Origin of the sequence: Streptoalloteichus tenebrarius (assembly GCF_024171885.1) — a bacterium.
In the GTDB taxonomy this organism is placed as follows: domain Bacteria; phylum Actinomycetota; class Actinomycetes; order Mycobacteriales; family Pseudonocardiaceae; genus Streptoalloteichus; species Streptoalloteichus tenebrarius.
Map to the genome: position 1 here is coordinate 1 of NZ_JAMTCP010000004.1, position 20839 is coordinate 20839.

The following is a 20839-nucleotide window of genomic DNA, read 5'->3' on the forward strand; positions in this document are numbered from 1 at the left end:
CCCCCTTTTTTTTGTTGTGTTGTGTGTTGGTGGGTGTTCCCGGCGGCGGCCCCTGCCCTGGTGTTGGTTCTGGTTCTGGTTCTGGGTGTGTGTGGGAGGTCGGTTTTTGGTGGGTGTGGGGGTTGTGGGGTTGTGGCGGGTGGGGTGGGGTGTTGTGGGGCTGGTTTGTGGTGGGTTGTCAAGCGCATCATCCTGTTGGGGGATGGGGTTGTCCACAGGTGCCTGAGTTGTCCACAGGTGCGGTTGTTGCTGGTGCGGTGGTGGGGTGGTGGTCGGTAGGCTGGAGCGGGGCTCGCCCCCCAGGGCGGGTGGGGGCTGACCTGAGGTAAGGGGTGGCTCCGGCCCCTGGTGGTGGTTGTTGGTGGGCGTTCCGCGCGAAACTCCGCCGCCTGGACGCCGCAGCCCAGGTCAACTTCCTCTACCCGTACCGGGTCCTCACCCTCGCCAACGTCGACTCCACCCGTCAACTGCTGACGTGGGCCGCGCACGACCGCCCCCTGGCCGTGCACTACGTCTCGACCACCGACGTGCTGCCCGCCACCGCCGCCAGCCGCCCGACAGCACCGGAACCGGCCGAGCTGGTCACCGGGTACGCGCAGACCAAGTGGGTGTCCGAACGACTCGTCGCCCAGGCGGCCGACCGGGGACTACCCGCGACGATCTACCGACCCGGTGAGATCAGCGGCGCCAGCGCGACGGGGGCGTGGAACACCAACAGTCTCCTGTGCGCCCTCATCCGCGTCATCGCCGACACCGGGAGCGCACCCGACGTCGACGTGCCGTTGAACCTGGTTCCGGTCGACCACGTCACCGAGACCATCACCAGGCTCCTGACTCTGCCCCCGGTGGGCGCGACCTATCGCGTCGCCGATCCACGACCGGCCGCGTTCCCGCTCCTGGTCGAGCGGGATGCCGCGCAGGTCTGTCCACTTCGGACCGAGCCCTACCCCCGATGGGTCGAACGCGTCACGGACCTCACGGCCGGACAACCCCACCACCCGTTCAGTCCCCACGTTCCGCTGCTGTCCGCGCCCGCCGCCGAAGGCCCAGCCCTGCTCTCGATTCTCCGGCCGCGCCCGCGCCCGCGCCCGCCCACCGCCGCCGAACTCGACCCCGCCTCCGTGCTGGCCCCCGACGCGCCCTCCTGCCCGCCCGTCGACAGCGACCTCGTCGACCTGTACCTGGGCTACCTGCGCCGCATCGGGTTCATTCCGACACCACGAGGGTGAGGAGACGAGCGGAGAGCGTGAGGGGGGCGAGCGGAAGGCGTGAGGGGCGAGCGGAACCAGACGTTGCCCCGCGCCCGACCATCCCTTGACCACGGCGACGGTGGGGGAGGAAGGCCATGGCCCGTGACGACCGTCCACCACCACACTCGGTGTGGAGAAGGAGTACTTCCTCGTCGACCCCACGTCTCGGGCGGTGTCTGCCTCCAGCACCAAGGTGCTTCGCCGGGCGCACGTCCTGCTCGGCCCGTACGTCTCCGGCGAGTTCACCGAGTACCGAGGAACACGAAGCGGAACACGAACCGGCAGGCCTGAGAGCCCGCCGAGACAGCTCAGCAGCCCGCCACCGCGCGGAAGACGAATCCCCTACCAACACCGGAGCCGGGAAGAGCCTGATGGAAGGGGTACAACGCGGCCTCGCGCGCCTGCGTTCAGACCGTGGGCGGAGTCGACCCGGCCACGTCAGCCGACCGGTCAGCCTTCGCCGCAGAACACCGCCTTGATGAGCCTGTCCAGCGCCTTTGGGAACTCCTGCGCGGGGTCGATCGTGGAGTCGCCCGTGGTCAGACCGGCGGTGAGGGTCGTGCCGCCGTCGGGCGTGCTGATCATCAACGCCCCGTAGCCCCCCGGGGCGCCGCCGTTGTGGTGGACGATGGTCACGTCGTGCTCCGGACCCAGGTCCTGGACGAACATCCCCAGGCCGTAGCCGAGGCTCCCGTGCGGCGTGCGCATCTCGTCCACCAGCGGGGTCGGCAGGAGCCTGCCGCCCAGCAGCGCGGAGAAGAACGTGTGGAGATCCCGCGTCGACGAGATCATGTCACCGGCGCCGACCAACAGGGAGAGGTTCTGGCGGGAGACGTCGACGACCTTCCACTCGCCCGCGTCCTGGTAGCGGTAGTAGCCGTGCGCGTGCGGCCCGGGGATCTCCGGCGAGCTGCCCGGCACCACGGTGTCCCGCAGCCCGAGCGGCCGCAGGACTCGCCGCCACATCTCCTCCGCGTACGAGCGGCTGGTGACCTTCTCGATCAGCAGCACGGCGAGGGTGTAGTTGGTGTTGGAGTAGCTTTGGTCCGCCCCTGGCTCGAACCGCGCCGGCTTGGACAACGCGAACCGCACCAGCTCCTCCGGCTGGTAGGTGTGGAACCGGTTGTCCACCCACTCCTTGCCCATCGCGGGGATTCCCGGGACGAACGTCCCGTCGGTGTCGAGTTCGCCGGTGTAGTTGTACAGGCCGCTGGTGTGCTGCAACAGCATCCGCACGGTGATCCGCTCGTCCAGCCCGAACTCTGGCAGGTAGTCGGCCACCGAGGTGTCCAGGCCGACCGTGCCTTCGGCGACCAACTGCAACACCAGGGTCGCGACGAAGGTCTTGGTGGTGCTGCCCACCCAGAACTGGCCGTTCGCCGCCGGCTTCGCGGTCTCACCCAGCTTGCGCACCCCGGCGCTGCCCACCCACTCGCCGCGCTCGTCGTGCACGCGCATCTGGATTCCGGCGAAGCCGGAGTCGACGAACGCCTGGATGGCCTCCTGGAGATCCGGGCGTTCCTGCCCGGTGACAGCGTCGGACGCGGCGGTCCGCGTGGTGGGTTTGTCCTGGTCGGCGGGGGTGACGGACATGGTTGTGCGCTCCTTCGAAATCCGCCGGCGGCGGAAGTGGTGTGGAGTCCCCGACGGGCTCTCGTCAGTGTTCAGAGATTGCTGAACGTCGATGACGCTACATTGCGTTCACTGATCGGTCAACGCTGGAAGTGTTCGTACCTCCCGTTCCTACAAGCATGATGGAGGATGCATTGCAATGACATTGACGATGAACGCAATGAGATGTCACGCCCTGCATTGCAATGAGATGAGCGTGAACGCATACTGGCCGTGGAGTGCGCGGGCGCCGTCGCTCCGCGCGTGTGGACAGAGGGGGACGAGCATCGATGCCCGGGGGCAGGCTCACCGACGAGGACCGTCAGCACATCGCCGCGGGGCTGGCTGAGGGGCTCGGCTACGCGGAGATCGGCCGGCGGCTGGGACGGCCCGCCTCCACCATCATGCGGGAGGTCACCCGCAACGGCGGTCCCGACGGCTACCGGGCGGAACAGGCGCACGAGGCCACGCGGCAACGCGCGCGCCGGCGTAGGCAGGCTCGGTCTCCCGCGACGTCGGTCGCCGACATCGGCTACGGGCGAGACCCCCAGGCGGTCGAGGAGTTCGCGGCGTCCTTCACCGCCCTCCTGGTTCAACAGGGGATGCCCAGGGTGGCGGCCGGCGTGCTGGCCTGCCTGTACATCACCGACTCCGGCACGCTCACCGCCGCCGACCTGGTCCGGCGGCTCCGCGTCAGCCCGGCGTCGATCTCGAACGCGGTCACCTTCCTCGAACAGCAGGGGCTGCTCAGGAGGCGGAGAACTCCCGGCGTCCGTCGCGAACACTATGTCTTCGACGACGAGATCTGGGCCCGGTCCCTGCTGGCGACCCAGCGGATGACCACCGCTTTGGCGGCCGAATCACGGCGCGGAGCCGAGGTCCTGGGGCGGGAGACCCCGGCGGGCGCCCGCTTCCAGGACTCCGCCGAACTGCTTCTCCTCGTGAGCGAGTCCCTGCGGAGAACCGTCGAGCAGTGGCGGCAGACCCTGGCCGCTCGCAACACCCACCAGCAGCCTTGAACCAGTGGCTCTGACCGGTCCCCGTCAGCGCAGGGCAGTGTCCCTTGCGGACATTCGCGTGTGGACATTCGTGTCGGCGGCGTTCGCCGCTCGACGCTGGCGGAGACTATCGCTGTCGGAGTGGCGTCAAGGCGAGGCTGACGACCGCGTCGTGATCGTACGAGGGAAACATCCACATTGGACGCCTTGAAAACGCGCGGCATGTTCGGCTTCAGGCCTCACCCCGCCCACCCGACCGCGCGCCGACCGCCGGGTCGCCCTCGCGCTCGTCGGCCTCCACGGCGATGGCCACCCGGAACCGGCGGATCTCCCTCCAACAACACGTGCTACGCCACACGACCCGCGACGCCTCGCACGGCCAGGTCGCGGCGTCGACGGTGAACCTGTCCTCGATCGACGCGGAGACGCACGGGATCGCCCTCGCCGACCTGCGTCGAGCCGAACTGCTCGCGCTGTCGATCGCCGCGCTGATCCCGCTGACGGCTCTGGGCGGCATCCGACGGGTGGCCATGGTCATGGTGTTCGGCGGCGCCATGGACCCGACGAGGGAACACGATGGGCGCGGTGGGTACGGCACGTGATGTGCAACCCCTGGCGCTACGCGCTCGCCACCGCGGTCCTGGTGTCGATCGCGGCGGCCCCCGCCCTGACCTTGCGGTGGGGACTGGACGTCGACCGTCCGGCGCGGGAGGCCACACCCACAGGCCAGGCCACGCGGGCCACGGAACGGGAAGGCACCCCCGGCGCGATCAGTCCGAAATGGACGGATAGGCGCTCCTCATCACGCCGGAGTACGCCTCCGGCGCCCCGTCCACGTGTCGGGTCAGCTCCTTCATGAAGTCGCGCAGCAGTTCGGTCGCGTTGTGCCGGTCGAGGTCCTCCTGGGATCGCCAGACCTCGTACAGGAAGAACCGGCCGTCCTCCTGCTCGTGGAGGTGGTACTCAAGGCTGCCCTCGTGGCCTCGGGACGGTTCGACGAGGCCCATCAGGAGCTTCCTGAGCGCGTCGGCATGCCCGGGCCTGGGCGTGAGGAATCCGTAGAGCGAGACGGGAGTTCGTGCTGTCGATGTCGTCGTCATGGCGTCGAGGCTAGGTTCTGACATTGATGTGAGATTCAAGTCGTGAACCTGAGAAGCGGGTCACAGGGGATGGGGGAGTGGTGTCGTCAGTGGCCCCCCGGAGGGCGAACGGGTCGCTGAGACTTTCGTCAGGGAATGCGTTGGTTGAACCGAAGGGCCGTGGCGGCCCCGGCCACGAAGAACACCGTGCCGAGGATCATCCAGGGCTTGCTGGCGTCCACCTGTCGGGTTTCGTAGCCGACCTGGCTGCCGATGGCGCCGTAGATCTGGCGCAGGGCCTCGGCGGTGGGCGCGGCGTACCAGTGCCCGCCGGAGACGGCGGCGATGCGCCGCATGGTGTCCGGGTCGGACGGCACCGGAACCGGCCTGCCCTGGATGTCGACGGTGACCTCGGGATTGGTGGTGCCGAAGGAGATGGTGTCGACGTCGATGTGCGCGTTCTTGCAGTCCTGGGCGGGGCCGTCGACCTCGCGGCCGACGTTCTTGCGGCCGTCGGACAGCAGCACGATGCGCGTCGGCGGTGGGCCGTCGGCTCCGGTGAGCAGTTGGTTGATCTGCTGCGCGGCGTCGTGGGCGGCGGCCAGGGCCTCGCCGGTGGCGGTGGACTCCCGCAGCTTCATCCGCTGGATGCCGCGGAGCACGGGCTCGCGCAGGGTGGTGGGCATGACCTGCACGGTGGCGGTGCCGGCGAAGGTGACCAGGCCGAGGTTGACGCTCGGCGGCAGGCCGTGCGCGAACTCGGTGGCGGCGGCCTTGACCGCGTCCAGACGACTGGGCTGGACGTCGGTGGCGCCCATCGACAGCGACTCGTCCAGGATCAGCATCACCGTGGCGCGGTCGCGGGGAACCCGCGCCTGTGCGGTCGGGCCGGCCAGTCCGATCGCGAACAGTGTCAGGGCGCACAGCGACAGCACCGCGGGAACGTGCCGGGTGGCCTGCTGCCGGCGTGGGGCGACCCGGTCGAGCAGGGCCAGGTTGGTGAAGCGCAGGGTGCGTCGGCGTCGGTGGCGTTGGGCGAGCAGGTAACCCACGGCCAGCAGCGCGACGACGGCCAGCAGACCGAACCAGTGCGGGGTGGTGAAGGTGGGCACGCGCATCCTGTCAGTGGACTGCGGGAACGGTGGTGTGGCGGTGAGCCGACACGGGTCGGCCGCAGCGGCGGTTATGCGCCCCGGGCGCGTCGGCTCGCGCGGGAGGGGGAGCGAAGCGCGTCGTGGTGGCGTACGGCGAGCCGCACCAGTTCGACCACGTGCGGGTCGTCGACGAGGTAGACCTGCCGCTTGCCTTCACGGCGGGCTCGCACCAGTCCGGCGAGCCTGAGCTTGGCCAGGTGGTGGCTGACCGTGGCCACCGACTGTCCCACCTGGTCGGCCAGGGTGCCGACGTCGCGTTCTCCGGCGGCCAGCAGCCACATGATGTGCAGCCGGACGGTGGCCGAGAGCATGCCGAAGGTCGCCGCGGCGTCCTGGAGCAGGTCTGGCGGCAGGGGAGCGGCGGGTTCCGGCGGGGGGTCGGTGGGCACGGGGGCGTCCTCTCGGGTGGTGATGATGGGACCAACCTACTGTAAACACTTGCACAATTGTTTGACTGTCTTGCTGGGTTGCGGTCTACTGGACCCGCACTCGCCCACAAGGGTGAACCAGGGACGCGTGGTGGAAGGAGGTGGGCCGGATGATCGGCGAGGGAAGTAGTAGCCGCCCCCACGCGGAGGTCCGGCCGCGCCTCGGAGGGCCGAGGTAGGTCCCGACGGTCCGCGTGGGTGTTCGTCGCCCTGAGCTACGGCACAGATCACGGCACAAGCCCACACCGACAAGGACCGCGCCGATGCACACCACCTCGACCCCGCACGACCACGCTGACTCGGCCACCCTCGACGACCGGCTGCGCGAGCTGGCGAACGCGCCGGTGCTGACCGTGTTCCAGCGGCTGGCGAGTTCCCCGAAGGGCCTGACCGAGGCCGATGCCGCTGACCGCCTGCGCCACCACGGGGACAACAGGCCACCCGCCGTCGAGACCACGGTCGCGTCCCGTCTGGGCGTCGCCGTGCGCAGCCCGTTCGTGGCGTTGCTGGCCGCGCTGGGCGTGGTGTTCGTCGTGCTCGGCGACGCCCGGGGCGCGGTGACCGTCGCGGTGATGGTGGCCCTGTCGATCGCGCTGCGGTTCTGGCAGCACACCCGCTCCGACCGGGCCGTGCGGGCGCTGCGCACGCAGGTGAGCACGACCGTGACCGTGCGGCGCCGCGCCGAGGACGGGCAGCCGGCGATGGACCGCGAGGTGCCGGTGGAGGATCTGGTGCCCGGTGACGTGGTGGTGCTGACCGCCGGTGACGTGGTGCCCGCCGACGTGCGGATCGTGGCGGCCACCGACCTGGCCGTGGACCAGTCCGCACTGTCGGGGGAGACCCTGCCCGTCGCCAAACAGCCACCCACCTCCGTGCCCCCGGCGGGGCGCCGGCGCCGCCGCGCGGCGGGTCCGAGCCTGGTCGAGTCGCCGTCGCTGGGGTTCGCCGGCACCGCCGTGGTCGCCGGCCGTGGCACGGCGGTGGTGCTGGCGACAGGCGCCAACACCCACGTCGGCGCGCTCGCGAAGGCCAGCACCGGCGGGCGGCCGGAGTCCAGCTTCGACCACGGGGTGCGGTCGGTCGGGTGGACGCTGATCCGGTTCATGCTGGTGATGGTGCCGATCGTGGTGGTGGTCAACGGCACGGTCACCGGCGACTGGGCGCAGGCGACCATGTTCGCGACGGCCGTCGCCGTCGGGTTGACCCCCGAGATGCTGCCGGTGATCGTGACGACCAACCTGGCGCGCGGCGCCCACCAGTTGGCCCGCCGGCAGGTCATCGTGACCCGGTTGAACGCGATCCAGGACCTGGGCGCGATGGACGTGCTGTGCGTGGACAAGACCGGCACCCTGACCGAGGACCGGATCGTCTACGCCCACAGCGTCGACGCCCTCGGCCAGATCGACGGCGAGGCCGCCGACCACGCCTACCTGGCCGTGCACCACCAGGACAGCCCGCCCAACCGGCTGGACGAGGCCATCGCCGACCAGCTCGCCGACGACGGCGCCGCCCTGCTCGCCGACGCCCTGTTCACCAAGGTCGACGAGATCGGGTTCGACCACACCCGCCGCCGCGCCACCGTCGTCGTGCGACGCCACCCCGGCGAACACATCCTGATCACGAAGGGTGACCCGGACGAGATCCTGCCCCGGTGCGCCTACGCCCGCCGCAACGGCGAGGTCGTGGAGCTGGACCGCGCCACCCGTCGGGACGCCGCCGACCTGGTCCGCGCCCACGCCGACCACGGCATGCGGGTGCTCGCCGTGGCGACCAGGACCGGTCCGGCGCGACCCGACCGCTACGGCGAGAAGGACGAGGCCAACCTGGTGCTGGTCGGGTTCGTCGGGTTCGTCGACCCGGTCCGCGCCTCCGCCGCCGAGGCCGTGCGCACCCTGACCGGCCACGGGGTGGCGGTGAAGATCCTCACCGGCGACAACCAGCACGTCGCCGCCCAGGTCGCGGAGCAGGCCGGTGTCGACGTCGGCGAGGTCGTGCTCGGCGGCCAGCTCGACACCCTCGACGACACCGCGCTCGGCGCCCTGGTCGAACGCACCACCGTGTTCGCCAGGCTGACCCCGGCGCACAAGGCCCGCGTCGTCGCCGCGCTGCGCGGACGCGGACACGCCGTGGGGTTCCTCGGCGACGGCGTCAACGACGTGCCCGTCCTGCGGACCGCCGACGTCGGCATCGCCCCCGACACCGCCACGGACGCGGCCAAGCAGGCGGCCGACCTGATCCTGCGGGAGTCGGACCTGTCGGTGGTGGCGCGCGGGGTCGTCGAGGGCCGCCGCACGCTCGGCAACACCATGAAGTACGTCAAGATCACCGCCAGCTCGAACTTCGGCAACGTGCTCACCGTGCTGGCGGCCAGCGCGTTCCTGCCGTTCCTGCCCATGCTGCCCATCCAGCTCATGGCGCAGAACCTGCTCTACGACACCGCCCAACTGGCCCTGCCGTGGGACCGGGTCGACGACGACTACCTGCGCCGCCCCCGCCGCTGGGACGCCTCGGGGCTGGCCCGGTTCATGCTGGTCTTCGGCCCCCTGAGCTCACTGGTCGACCTGACCACCTTCGCCGCCCTGGTGTGGGTCTTCGACGCGGGCACGCACCCGGCGCTGTTCCAGACCGGCTGGTTCGTCCACGGCCTGCTGTCCCAGGTGCTCATCGTGCTCGTGCTGCGCACCCGCACCCTGCCCTGGCGCGGCGCCCACCCCACCAGGCCCGTGCTGGTCGCCGCCGCCGCGGTGGCGGTCCTGGGATCGCTGCTGCCGATCTCGCCCCTGGCGGACGCGCTGCGCATGCGACCTCTGCCCGCCGGCTACCTGCTGTGGCTGGTCGCGTGCCTGCTCGCCTACGGCCTGGCCGCCCACTGGGTCAAGACCCGATACGCACGACGCCAGCAGTCGTGGCTGTAACAGGACATCCAGCACCCGCGGCACACCACCAAGAAAGGCAACCGCACGATGACGACTGCGGAGATGTTGCTGCGCCTGGCAACCGGAGTGGGGCTCGGCGCGCTGATCGGGGTCGAACGACAGTACCGGGCGCGCATGGCGGGCCTCCGCACCAACGCCCTCGTCGCCGCCGGCGCCGCACTGTTCGTGCTGCTGTCCGCGCACGGCTTCACCGGGGACACCGCCGACCCCACCCGCGTCGCCGCGCAGATCGTCTCCGGCATCGGGTTCCTCGGCGGCGGGGTCATCCTCCGCGAAGGACTGACCGTGCGCGGGCTGAACACCGCCGCCACCCTGTGGTGCTCGGCCGCCGTCGGCGCACTCGCCGGCGCGGGGCTCACCCTCGAAGCCCTCGCCGGCGCCCTGGTCGTGGTCGCCGTCCACCTCGTCCTGCGCCCCCTGGGTCGCACCATGGACCGCCGCCCCGACACCGGCGGCGAGACCCCCACCACCTACACCTTCCTCGCGGTGACCAGGGACGACGCCGAGGCCCACGTGCGGTCCCTGCTCGTGCAGGCGTTGTCCCGCACCGACTTCGCCCTGTGCTCGGTGGAGAGCGCCAACACCGACACCGGCGGCCTGGTGGAGGTGCGGGCCGCCCTGAGCGCCGAACACCGCGACGACAAACAGATGGAGTCCGCGGTGAGCCGACTGTCCCTGGAACCGTCGGTGACCAGCGTCCGCTGGCAGGTCCACACCCCCACCCGTGTCCGCGACGACGAGGACAGGTGAACCCATGTCGCTGCCGCGCACCTTCCCCACCCGGGGCGTGCTCGCCCAACCCGCCCGCACCGTCGCCGCGGACGTGACCGTGTTCCTCGGCGCCGCCGCGCTGCTGTGGCTGGTCGTGCACCTCGCCCACGGTGCCGCCGTGCCCTGGGACGAGGCCACCGCGCCGTCGGCGGTGTCCACCGATCCCGCCGAACTGCCCTACTACGCGGGGCGCTCGCTGCTGCGCATGTTCGCCGCGCTCGCCCTGTCGGTGGCGTTCACCTTCGTCTACGCCACCGCCGCCGCCCGGTCCCGGCGCGCCGAGAAGGTGCTGATCCCGCTGCTGGACATCCTCCAGTCGGTGCCCATCCTCGGGTTCCTGTCCGTGACGATCACCGGGTTCATCGCCCTGTTCCCGGGGTCCGAGCTCGGCCTGGAGGCCGCGTCGATCTTCGCGATCTTCACCTCCCAGGCGTGGAACATGACCTTCGCCTTCTACCACTCCCTGTCCTCCCAGCCGCGCGACCTCGACGAGGCGTCCCGGCTGCTGCGGCTGTCGCGGTGGCAGCGGTTCTGGCGGGTCGACGTGCCCAGCGGCATGATCTCGCTGGTCTGGAACGGGATGATGAGCTTCGGCGGGGGCTGGTTCTTCCTCACCGCCTCCGAGGCGCTGAGCGTCAACAACCACCAGTTCGCCCTGCCCGGCGTCGGCGCCTACGTCGCCGCCGCCAGCGACGACGGCGAACTCGACAAGGTCCTGCTCGCCATCGCGGTCATGATCGTCATGGTGGTTGGCGTCAACGTGCTGTTCTGGCGCCCGCTGACCGCGTGGGCCGAACGGTTCCGCGTCGAGGAGTCCGAAGCCGCCCACGCGCCGCGCAGCGTCGTGCTCGACCTGCTCCGCCGCTCCCGCGTTCCGGCCCTCCTGGGCCGGGCGCTCGGCGGGCTGGTCTTCCCGACCGACCGCGTGATGGCGGTGTTCGGGCTGGCCGACCGCCCCCTGCGCGTCTCCCCGGCGCGCCGCCGCGTCGCCGACATCGCCTTCACCGTGACCGTGCTCGCCGCCGTCGCCTACGGCGTGGCGCGGATGACCGGTTTCATCGCCGACACCACCGGTTTCGCCGAGGTCGGACACGCGCTGCTGCTCGGCCTGGTCACCTTCGGCCGGGTCGTCGCACTCGTCGCGGTCGCGACCGTCGTCTGGGTGCCCGTCGGCGTGTGGATCGGGCTCAACCCCAGGGTCTCCCGCCTCGCCCAACCGGTGGTCCAGGTGCTGGCCAGCTTCCCGGCGAACTTCCTGTTCCCGATCATCACCGCCGTCCTCGTCGCCACCGGGATCACCCTGGACTGGGGTGGGATCCTGCTGATGGCGCTCGGGGCGCAGTGGTACATCCTGTTCAACGTCATCGCCGGGGCCTCCGCCATCCCCAACGACCTGCGCGAGGCCGCCGCCAACCTCCGGTTGCCCCGGTCCCTGCGGTGGCGCCGGCTGATCCTCCCCGCGATCTTCCCCAGCTTCGTCACCGGCGGGATCACCGCCGCCGGCGGCGCCTGGAACGCCTCCATCGTCGCCGAGATCGTCAGCTACCACGGCACCACGCTCACCGCCACCGGCCTGGGCGCCTACATCTCCGAGGCCACCACCACCGGCGACGCCCCGCACATCCTCATCGGCGTCGCCGTGATGAGCCTCTACGTCGTCGGGCTCAACCGCCTGTTCTGGCGTCGCCTCCACGTCCTGGCCGAACGCCGCTTCTCCCTCACCTGATCCCACGACTTCCACCCGGAGTTCCCATGTCGCACGAAGTGCTGGTCCACGTCGACAAGGTCAGCAAGAGCTTCACCGGCGCCGCCGGCGACGAGCTGCGCGTCCTGGACGACGTCAGCCTCCAGCTCCGCGCCGGCGAGATCGTGGCGTTGCTGGGGCGTTCCGGCTCGGGCAAGTCCACCCTGCTGCGCACGATCGCCGGGCTCATCAGCCCCACCCGCGGCACCGTCCGCTACCGGGGACAGGAGCTCGTCGGCGCCAATCCCGGCACCGCGATGGTCTTCCAGACCTTCGCGCTCATGCCGTGGCTCACCGTGCAGGACAACGTCGAACTCGGGCTCGCCGCGCGCGGCGTCCCGCCGGCCCAGCGCCGGGAACGCGCCCTGAACGCGATCGACCTGATCGGCCTGGACGGGTTCGAGTCCGCCTACCCTAAGGAACTCTCCGGCGGCATGCGCCAGCGGGTCGGCTTCGCCCGCGCGCTGGTGCTCGAACCCGACCTGCTGCTGATGGACGAGCCGTTCTCCGCCCTCGACGTGCTCACCGCCGAGAACCTCCGCACCGAACTCATGAGCCTGTGGCAGCGGGAGGACTTCCCCACCAAGGCGATCTGCGTGGTCACCCACAACATCGAGGAGGCCGTGCTGCTCGCCGACCGCGTCGTCGTGCTCGGCGCCAACCCCGGCCACATCCGCGCCGAGGTCCCCGTCGACCTCGCCCGGCCCCGCGACCGGAAGTCCGCCGCCTTCGCCGGCCTGGTGGACCGGCTCTACGACCTGCTCACCGGACGCGAACCCGGCGCGGTCGAGCCCGAGCCCACCGAGGCCACGCCCGTCGCCCGGCCGCTGCCCGCCGCCTCCGTCGGCGGCCTCGCGGGACTCGTCGAGATCGTCCACGCCAAGGGCGGCCGCGCCGACCTCCCGGAGATCGCCGCCGACCTCACCTTCGAGATCGACGATCTGCTGCCGCTCGTGGACGCCGCGACCATGCTCGACTTCCTGCTCGTCGAGGGGGGTGACCTCGCGGTGACCCCGACGGGCAAGGAGTTCACCACCGCCGACATCCAGCGCAGCAAGCAGGTCTTCGCCGAGCAGGCCCGCCACCGCGCGCCGCTGGTGCGCACCATCTGCAACGCGTTGGGGGCCAGCGGTCGCGGCAGCCTCCGCGCCGGCTTCTTCCTCGACCTCCTCCGCCGCGGCTTCGCGGTCGAGGACGCGCAGCGGCAACTGGACATCGCCATCGACTGGGGGCGCTACGCCGAACTGTTCGACTATGACACCGACACCGACCGCATCACCGTCGACCCCGCCGCCGACATCCAGCCTTCCGTTGCCCCATAAGCAAAGACACGCCACGGCTGTGGAGCGGGACCTGCCCGCCCGGGGTTCTGCACCCTCCGGACCAGCGACACAACCGAGCGGTTGAAGCGCACACCCTCGCCGTTCCAGGGCTCCGACTCCAGTACGTCATCTGGATACCACTCCGGTGCATACGGTTGACGGCAGAGCACACCTCGACGCATGGGCGCGCACATCCCCATGCTCGGGTCAGGTCATCTCCGGCGCCACCGACACGGTGGCAGGACCGGTGTGTACGGCCTCCCTCAACAAGTTGATCGCGCTGCCGAACGGGACCCTGACGACCGCAAGGACCTCAGTGCGTGACTATGGGGCCGTGCCATGCCATGGCTCACTTGCTGGGGAAATCGCCAGGATTTGAGGGTTTGGTTCCCGTGCTCCACTTCGGATTCCCAGCCAGGAGTGTCATGGCTGGCCGTTGGGGAGAACGTGACGACTCCTGAGCATTGCCCGCTCGTGTGGGCGCGTCTCCGCCCTCACAGTGGTGACGGCGGAGACGAGCCGTACCACAAGGTTTCCTCGCGGGGTCACTCACGTCGGGGGTCTCTTGCTCTCGGGGGACACAAACGTGTTCTCGATCTCACAGCTCCGTGACCTGGCCGGAATAGTGGGACTGGCCCGGGGTTGACCCACCACTCAGCGGCGAGGTGACGATGTTCGTGGAACTGGATGTCTTCTCCGGCCGACCGAACCCCCGTTGGGAACTCTCCCCGCAGGAGTCCCGCCGACTCGCGGACCGTCTCGTCGGCTTTGACCTGCCCGCCCCCGACGACCAGGGCCGGCTGGGCTTCCGGCAGTTCATCGTCTCGTTGTCGCCGGGGGAGAGGTACGAGGGAATCCCGACCAGGTTCGCCCTGGCCGTCCTTCCTCGGCGGACCCCGAAGCAGGGCGCGGGATGGAGCCAGGGGCAGCGGGTCGAGGTGGCGCGTTGGCTCCTGGAATCGGCGAGAGACGTCACGGATGACGTCCGTGAGCACGTCGTCGACGCGTTGACCGAAGACCAGGTTAGGGGGTGTGTCACGAACCCTCCTGCCTACAACCCGGGTTACTGGAACGACCCATCCCGGATCAAGAAGAACAACTGCTACAACTACGCCGCCAACCATGCCTCGGACACCTTCGCCCAGCCGGGCCGGCGGAGCGGCCAGGTGTTCACCAAGATGGAGTGCCAGGACGTCGCGGAAGCGGCGGTGCGCGATGGCCTGAAGGCGTCGTGCGTGAACAAGTCCCGACAGGTCGCGCTCGTGATCTGGCCCGGCCAGGACTTCCACTGGTACGGGCACCACTCGGAAGGGTTCTGGGGGCACAAGCCGGGGCAGACGCAGGCGACCAACGAGGACCGGGACAAGCTCGTGATACACGATCCCCAGAAGTGCAACCGCGGTCCCTACACGGATTTCTGTGGCTACCTCTGGGTTCCTCCGGGCCAGCGGGTGGAGTAGGGCGTTGACGACCTCGGGAAACGCGTTGCTTCAGGATGTGGCACCGCGGCTCCTCCTACAGAAGGAATTGGGGACTGCTGATGTACGTTGAGCTGGATGTTTTCTCGGGTCGACCCAATCCCCGGTGGGAGCTGTCCTCCGAGCAGGCGCGACAGCTCGCGGATCGGTTGAAGGGCCGCGATCTCTCCCCGCCCCTGGAGCTGGACCAGCTCGGGTTCCGGCAGTTCGTGGTCTCACTGTCGCCGGGTGAGACGTTCCCCCTGCCGTCGCGGTTCGGGCTTCTCGGTCGGGTGCGACCAGTCGGCAAGCAGACAAAGGGGTGGACGTGGACGGAGCGAGTGGAGACGGCGCGGTGGTTGTTGGGAACCAGCGCCGAGGTGGACGAGGAGGTCAGAGAGCACGTGGTCAATGCTCTGACCGAGGAGGAGAAGATTCCGTGCAAGCCCTCCGCGCCGCCCTTCGACCCCAACTACTGGAACGACAAGTCCAGGATCGAGAAGAACAACTGCTACAACTACGCCGCCAACCACGCGTCGGACACGTTCGCCCAGCCGGGCCGTCTCTGCGGCCAGCAGTACACGAGCTTCGACTGTGACAACGTCAGGGAGGCCGCTGTGTGCGACGGGCTGCGCAAGGACTGTGTGGACAAGGCGCGCAAGGTGGCCCTGGTGATCTGGCCTGGCAAGGACTTCCACTGGTACGGGTACCACTCCAATGACTTCTGGGGGCACAAGGCCGGCAAGACGAAGGCGCGCAACACCGACGAGAAGGGGAAGGTCATCGACAATCCCGAGACGTGCGACCGGGGTCCCTACACGAGTTTCTGCGGCTACCTCTGGGTCCCCCAGGGCCAGAAGGTGAAGTGAGCGGACTGACATCGCGATCGCGAGGTCCTGACTTCGGCCCGCGACACGCCGTCCCGTCGTCGTGTGACGTGCTACCGGAGGTCTCTCATGGCAATGCCGATCGGACCCACCATGGCCGGCGGGCAACAAACCGTGACCGTTGGTCGGTACAGCGTTCTTTTCCTGCCGGACGCCAACAACCGGGCGCTGGTGAGCGACGGAGAGGCGCCTGTCTACTACTGGGTGCCCAGCGCGATGCGGATCGCCCGCAGGGAGGGGGACACGGGGGACTACCTGTTCCAGCTCCTGCGCTTCGCCGGCGGGGCCGCCGGGGAGCCGGAGAAGGAGGCGGTGGGTGGTCTGCTCAACCTCACCGTGACGGCGAAGATCCCCAACAAGGAGATGGAGGAGGCGCAGAAGAAGGTCGCCGCCGCGAACACGGATACCTCCAACGCCTACTGGAACAACAAGGGACGCACACCCAGGTTCGCTCCGGTGATCGTGCTGTCCAACACGGTGAGCCTGTCCAACGTCGGCCCCACGGCGCGGGGCTTTCCGATCCTGGTGAAGCAGAGGGACGGGACGTTGAAGGTCAAACTGATGGGGGCACCACCACCGACCAAGGGCGACAAGCTTCGCAGGTCGTCGCCGCGGCGCTCCGGTGACATCGGCCCGTGGTACTGGGTTCTCCAGGGTGGCGGACCGGGGTCCATCGATCCGGCGGCGGAGCACGCCTTCGCGGCGTTGCTCGGCAAGTACCCGGCGAACATCCTGTACAAGGCGTTCAAGGAAGGGTCGAGCGCCCCTCTCTACGCGATGTCGTCCATGAAGCTCAAGGTGTGGACGCCCAAGATCTCCCTCAAGATCACCGGGAACTGGCGGCGGATCTACAACTCCTTCTCCGCCGCCGTCGATCACAAGGGCCCCTGGCACCACGTCGATCTCAAGGCACATCTCGACAAACTCGTCACGGACGGCGACGTCAAGGTGACGTTGGTGGTGGACAGCACCTTCCCCGGCGGCCCCGAGGTGGAGGAGGCCCTGCGGAAGCGCACCGACCTCGTGCTCACCAAGTTCATGGAGCAGGCACAGAAGGTGATCTTCGAGCCGCAGACGCCGCAGGAGGGAGCGGCGGAGGCGTCCTCCTCGTCGTCGCTCTTCGCGAGCCCGTGGGGCGTGTCGTTCGCGCTGAAGTGGCGCAGAACCGAGACCGACCTCGACCTGAAGTACGAGGAGACGAACCTGTTCGCCTACAGCCAGGACCACACGATCTCCACCACCTTGGAGGGGATGCTCCAGGACATGGGCACGGACGGCGCCGGCGAGAAGAAGTACTTCCCGGTGGTCTACCTCGACGACTGGCCGCAGAAGCTCGCGCGGCAGTGCGTCCCGATCGCGGCCTGGACGATGGGCGCCGTCGAGTTCCTCTCGGTCCAGATCGGCTATCCGGACGAGAAGGGCGCGTTGATGTGGGAGGGGCACCAGTTCCTCGCGCCGAAGCCGAACGAGAAGTTGACCAACTGGACCTACCGCGTGTACCAGAAGCGGAAGGAGGACGTCGAGAACCCGCCTCCCCAGTGGGAGCCGGACAGGACGTTCGTGAAGCGGCAGGTCCACTTCGCCGAGCCCGACCCCTACGACGCCTACCGCAGGGTCCAGTTGGAACAGCCGACCCTGGACCTCGATCCCGGGCAGCATGGCAGCCCCATTGACCTGGAGACCGTCGAGGTGCGGGCCGAGACCAGGAAGATCCTGGCAGTTGGCCCGATCTTCCTGGATCGGGAGCTGTCGGAGCAGGAGACGCTGGAGGCTGTCTTCGAACTCGCCGACAGGGACGGGAAGCCGCTGCCGGACAAGCCCCAGAGCCGCTTCCTGTGGCGGTTCAAGGACCAGGGCAAGGACCGCTTCTGGCTCGTCTGCCCCACCGACAACCCCTACTTCCGGTACAAGGTGAAGATCACCGAACGCAAGACGAGTTGGGAGGGACCGTGGATCGGCACCAGCGGCTCCGGCGCGTTCTTCGTCGTGGTGCCGGAGAAGAAGGAGCGTGGCACGCCGGACGACTCCACGCCCGAGGAGTGAGCCCGCATGGCCCGCACTGGACAGGGACTCGGCCCGACCGAGATCGCGGGGTCGAAGACCTACGAGGCGGACGGGTACCGGCTCCGGTTCTATCCGGACCTGGGCAACCCGGAAAGGCAGGACAGCGAGTTCTACTGGATGCCCGACGACCTGTACCTCGAACGCGGGGATGACCCCGAGACTGGGGACTTCGCCTTCCGCTTCTCCCGCTTCGCCGGCGAGGACCCGGAGTCCGGACAAGTGGATGGGGGGCTGCTCACCTTCACCCTCGCCGGCACACTGCCGCCCAAGGCGGTCGAGGCCGCGCAACAGCAGCTCTACCGGGAGTTCGTGGGGCACAAGAAGCCGCCCTACTGGGGGATTCTCAAGGGTGCTGGCGCCGTCTTCAGCCCCATGACGTTCCAGTTCTCACACACCACACTGTCGAACGTGTTTCCCCGAGGGCCCAACACCCTGCGGGAAGATCCGTGGTTCTGGCAGCTCCAGGGAGCGGACACCGGGTCGATCTCGGCGACCACCGGTCGCTCCTACCGCGCCCTGTTCGGGCACCATCTCACCCAGGTCCTGTACAGGGCGGTGCGCGAGGGCTCCTCTTCGATCGTGGTGAACAGGACCGTGGGAGTGGAGTTCACCGCTCCGGTCCGTGAACTGCGGATCAAGGGACAGTGGCGCGACGTCTCGGAAGAACTCGTCGAGATGGTGGGAGCCGATGGGCGGCTCACCATCGCGGAGCTGCGCCGCTGTCTCACAAGACTCACCCAGAGGAAAAGACTCACCGTCGAGTTCACGCTTGACGGCTCGGTCCCGGACAAGGAGGAGGCGGCCACCTACCTCCGCGACCACTCCGACGCTTTGGTCGCGCGCTTCGCCAAGCTCGCTCGGCAGGCGGTGCTCGATCCGACCGTCCCCAGGCCCGCCGCGCTCACCTCGGACGCGGACGGGCCCGCCACACCGTGGGGGCGGACCTGGAAGGTGGTGTCGACCATGCCGCAGCAACCAAGCATCGACCACGTGACCTCCCGGCCGTACACCTACAGTAGTCACTTCACGCTTTCCACCTCGTTCGAGTCCGCCTTCGCCGAGATGCGCAAGGACCCGGACTTCGAACGGAAGTACGTGGTCACGACGTATCTCAGCGACTGGTCACACTGTCTTCGCCGGGTCTTCCGGCCGGTGATCGCCTGGGACAACCCCGCAGTGGAGTACGTCGCCGTCCAGTGCGGCTACCCGAACGAGAACGGCGTGCTGGACTGGCAGGGACGGACGTTCCCCCGCTCGGGCTCAGGGGACAAGGCCGGGGTGTGGGTCTACGAGGTGAGGCAGAAGCACCCCGGCGAGGTCGACAACCCGCCTGCCGGATGGGAGTCCGACAGGACGTTCGTGCGACGCAGCATCCATCTGGTCGACTCCACGACCGTGACTGACCGCTTCTGCGTCGTGCACAACGAGGTGAACCACATCGAGGTCGACCCTGAGCCCCACGGCACGCTCTTCGACACGATCGCCATCGACGTCTCGACCATGATGGCGCGCCACCTCGACGTGGTGCCGATCTACCTCGACAGGACGTTGGACGAGTCGGAGACGGTCGACCTCACGATGGAGGTCACCGACCCCAGCGGCACGCCGCTGAAGAAGCCGACCGCCACGTTCCGCTGGACAGCCAGCGACCAGGACACACCCCGTCGATGGATACTCTTCCCCGCCGAGCGGGACTTCGTGCCCTGCTTCCGGTACCGAGCGACGTTGCGAACACGAGGCGCGACCCGTGTCGGACCGTGGATCCACACGAGGGGAAACGGCGCTCTCCCCGTGCTCGTTCCTGATCCGTGAAACTCCTGCTGGAAGTCAGGGGACGACTGGTTCGGCGGGCCATCTCCTTCATCTGGCGCCGTGGCGCGGTTGCTGAGCGCGCGGCTCAGAAGAGGGGCGCGCCGTCGGGTCGTTCCTCGCCCTCGCCGTGTCGAGGCGGCGCGACGTCCAGGTCGTTGGCGCCCCTGATGCCGGTCAGGCGCCTGACGTATCCGGGGACGCGGACGGTGCTTGGCACGTCCTTCGAGCTGATCGGTGGCCCGTAGACCGGTCGGATGGGCACCACGCCCGCCCAGAACTCCTGCGGGTCCTTGCCGTCCCGTGCGGGTCCACCCGTGCGCACCTTCGAGGACACGTGTCGGAAGTCGATCCGGATGATCCCGACCGCCTTGCGTTCCGCGGCGTCGGCCTTGCGCGAGTCGTCCGCGTATCCCGGGGCGATGTGGTTCGCGATCGTCTCCAACGCCTCGGCCTTCTCGCCGTCCTCACTGTTGTCCAGCACGACGCAGGCCTTGCCGTAGATCACCACGGAGCGGTAGGAGAGGGCGGCGTGGGCCGCCGATCGCGCCAGGGCCAGCCCGTCCACGAGGCTCACGGTCACGCACACGTCACTCACCCTGTTCTGGGCGATGAGCCGGTACAGGCGCGACGTGTGCTCGTCGCCCAGGTGTGAGCCAGGTGCGGGGCCGGGCCCGTGGATGTACAGGCTGTCGCCGGAGCGCCCGTACTGGCGTGGCACGACCCTGACGGCATTCGCCTCGGGATCGAAGTAGCCGATGTGGCAGTAGAAGCCTTCGTCCAGGATCGAGAGTGCCAGAGCCTTCCTGTGCTTGACGAGATGTGCTGAGTAGTTCGGGGTGGGGGTGGTCAGCGGGTGGCGCTTGTACGGGTCGCCACAACCGGCTGCGGGCGGTTCCGCGGTGGTCATCGTTCCTCCTGGGAGTTGGGGGGCGAGAGGCCTGTGCGGTCGGATCACGGATTGCGGGAGTGAGAGCCGAGCACTGGGCTTGTTGACTCCGTGGTCGTTCCCGCACGGCCCGCGTCACGTCCTGGCGCGAGCAGGACGAGCAGGACGACGCCTTCCACCACCGGAGCGAGGGCCGTGGCGGTGTCACCGACGGTCGAGCGGAGTGGCCGGAACCCGACGCCATGGTGCCACCGTGGTACCACCCGAAGCGATCAGTGCACTGTGGACAGTCGTGGGGCAGGTGATCGGACAGGTCGTCCGACAGGTCCGCCGCCTTCGTCATCCGGATCGAGGGTGAGGAAACCCGCCAATGAGGAAACCCACCAACCCCGACGGGGCACGGATCTCCACACGCCGTACATCGTTGTCACTTTGTCGGC

At 69.1% G+C, this 20839-nt stretch carries 16 protein-coding genes; 11 read left to right on the forward strand and 5 right to left on the reverse strand.

Annotation, left to right across the window (positions count from 1 at the left end; translation table 11 throughout):
- The first annotated feature begins 332 nt into the window (after positions 1-332).
- Positions 333-1229: an SDR family oxidoreductase gene (locus tag LX15_RS05280; RefSeq protein ID WP_253668345.1), complete on the forward strand. Its 897-nt coding sequence runs from the start codon at positions 333-335 to the stop codon at positions 1227-1229.
- Positions 1230-1700: 471 nt separating this feature from the next.
- On the opposite strand, the gene LX15_RS05285 is transcribed toward LX15_RS05280, so the two are convergent.
- Positions 1701-2843 (reverse strand): serine hydrolase domain-containing protein, encoded by a 1143-nt coding sequence (locus LX15_RS05285; protein WP_253668346.1) that lies wholly within the window; start codon positions 2841-2843, stop codon positions 1701-1703.
- A gap of 308 nt (positions 2844-3151) precedes the next feature.
- Between LX15_RS05285 and LX15_RS05290 the strand changes: the two genes are divergently transcribed.
- Together LX15_RS05290 and LX15_RS05295 are read left to right on the forward strand one after the other, a co-directional pair.
- Complete coding sequence (locus tag LX15_RS05290; protein WP_253668347.1) at positions 3152-3880, forward strand: GbsR/MarR family transcriptional regulator; 729 nt, start codon at positions 3152-3154, stop codon at positions 3878-3880.
- A 284-nt stretch (positions 3881-4164) separates the two neighbouring features.
- Positions 4165-4461 (forward strand): hypothetical protein, encoded by a 297-nt coding sequence (locus LX15_RS05295; protein WP_253668348.1) that lies wholly within the window; start codon positions 4165-4167, stop codon positions 4459-4461.
- A gap of 168 nt (positions 4462-4629) precedes the next feature.
- On the opposite strand, the gene LX15_RS05300 is transcribed toward LX15_RS05295, so the two are convergent.
- The 3 genes from LX15_RS05300 to LX15_RS05310 form a co-directional block, all read right to left on the reverse strand.
- The gene (locus LX15_RS05300) at positions 4630-4959 is read right to left on the reverse strand and encodes a putative quinol monooxygenase (RefSeq protein ID WP_253668349.1); all 330 of its coding nucleotides are present in this window, start codon (positions 4957-4959) and stop codon (positions 4630-4632) included.
- 128 nt (positions 4960-5087) lie between these two features.
- On the reverse strand, positions 5088-6056 hold the full coding sequence (locus tag LX15_RS05305) for a VWA domain-containing protein (RefSeq protein WP_253668350.1): 969 nt from the start codon (positions 6054-6056) through the stop codon (positions 5088-5090).
- A 65-nt stretch (positions 6057-6121) separates the two neighbouring features.
- The gene (locus LX15_RS05310; RefSeq protein ID WP_253668351.1) at positions 6122-6481 is read right to left on the reverse strand and encodes an ArsR/SmtB family transcription factor; all 360 of its coding nucleotides are present in this window, start codon (positions 6479-6481) and stop codon (positions 6122-6124) included.
- Between the two features lie 302 nt (positions 6482-6783).
- On the opposite strand from LX15_RS05310, the gene mgtA reads away from it, so the two are divergent.
- The 8 genes from mgtA to LX15_RS05350 all read left to right on the forward strand — a co-directional run bounded on the left by mgtA (position 6784) and on the right by LX15_RS05350 (position 19513).
- The gene (mgtA, locus tag LX15_RS05315; protein ID WP_253668352.1) at positions 6784-9435 is read left to right on the forward strand and encodes a magnesium-translocating P-type ATPase; all 2652 of its coding nucleotides are present in this window, start codon (positions 6784-6786) and stop codon (positions 9433-9435) included.
- A 48-nt stretch (positions 9436-9483) separates the two neighbouring features.
- A complete protein-coding gene (locus LX15_RS05320) occupies positions 9484-10206 on the forward strand; it encodes an MgtC/SapB family protein (RefSeq protein ID WP_253668353.1) in 723 nt (240 codons plus the stop codon).
- A gap of 4 nt (positions 10207-10210) precedes the next feature.
- The gene (locus LX15_RS05325) at positions 10211-11953 is read left to right on the forward strand and encodes an ABC transporter permease (RefSeq protein ID WP_253668354.1); all 1743 of its coding nucleotides are present in this window, start codon (positions 10211-10213) and stop codon (positions 11951-11953) included.
- A gap of 26 nt (positions 11954-11979) precedes the next feature.
- Positions 11980-13293 (forward strand): ABC transporter ATP-binding protein, encoded by a 1314-nt coding sequence (locus LX15_RS05330; protein WP_253668355.1) that lies wholly within the window; start codon positions 11980-11982, stop codon positions 13291-13293.
- A gap of 677 nt (positions 13294-13970) precedes the next feature.
- Positions 13971-14753: a hypothetical protein gene (locus tag LX15_RS05335; RefSeq protein WP_253668356.1), complete on the forward strand. Its 783-nt coding sequence runs from the start codon at positions 13971-13973 to the stop codon at positions 14751-14753.
- A gap of 80 nt (positions 14754-14833) precedes the next feature.
- Positions 14834-15619, forward strand: a complete 786-nt coding sequence (locus tag LX15_RS05340) for a hypothetical protein (RefSeq protein WP_253668357.1) — start codon at positions 14834-14836, stop codon at positions 15617-15619.
- Between the two features lie 87 nt (positions 15620-15706).
- Positions 15707-17680, forward strand: a complete 1974-nt coding sequence (locus LX15_RS05345) for a hypothetical protein (RefSeq protein ID WP_253668358.1) — start codon at positions 15707-15709, stop codon at positions 17678-17680.
- 6 nt (positions 17681-17686) lie between these two features.
- Positions 17687-19513 (forward strand): hypothetical protein, encoded by a 1827-nt coding sequence (locus LX15_RS05350; RefSeq protein WP_253668359.1) that lies wholly within the window; start codon positions 17687-17689, stop codon positions 19511-19513.
- Between the two features lie 85 nt (positions 19514-19598).
- On the opposite strand, the gene LX15_RS05355 is transcribed toward LX15_RS05350, so the two are convergent.
- Entirely contained in the window at positions 19599-20420 is an 822-nt protein-coding gene (locus LX15_RS05355) for a pyridoxamine 5'-phosphate oxidase family protein (RefSeq protein ID WP_253668360.1), read from the reverse strand.
- Positions 20421-20839 lie beyond the last annotated feature (419 nt).